This is a genomic window from Mycobacterium persicum, assembly GCF_002086675.1.
In the GTDB taxonomy this organism is placed as follows: Bacteria; Actinomycetota; Actinomycetes; order Mycobacteriales; family Mycobacteriaceae; genus Mycobacterium; species Mycobacterium persicum.
In genome coordinates this window covers 1-290 of sequence record NZ_MVIF01000336.1, presented here as the reverse complement: position 1 = coordinate 290, position 290 = coordinate 1, and the positions used below count along the sequence as shown (strand labels likewise).

Genomic DNA, 290 nt, shown 5'->3' with positions numbered 1-290 from the left:
GGCTCCGCCGGCGGCGCCGGCGGAACGGGCGGCATTAGCAGCTTCGGCGCGGGGGGCGGCGGAGGCGGCACCGGTGGCGCTGGCGGTGACGGCGGCATCTTCGGAGGGCCTGGCGGCAACGGTGGCGGCATCGATGGCGGCGCCGGTGGCGCGTCCGAGAACGCCAGCGGAAGCGGCGGGGGCGCCGGTGGCGGCGCAGGTTTGCCTGACGGTCGTGGTGGCGGGGGCGGTGCCGGCGGCCCAGGTGGAGCCGGCGCCCCCGGCGGGAACGGCGGCGACGGAGGCAAAAG

Annotated in this window: 1 pseudogene; it reads right to left on the bottom strand. The window is 79.7% G+C overall.

Going from position 1 to position 290, the window contains the following annotated elements:
• Positions 1–290: pseudogene (locus BST40_RS30575) on the bottom strand (hypothetical protein); the annotation flags it as partial.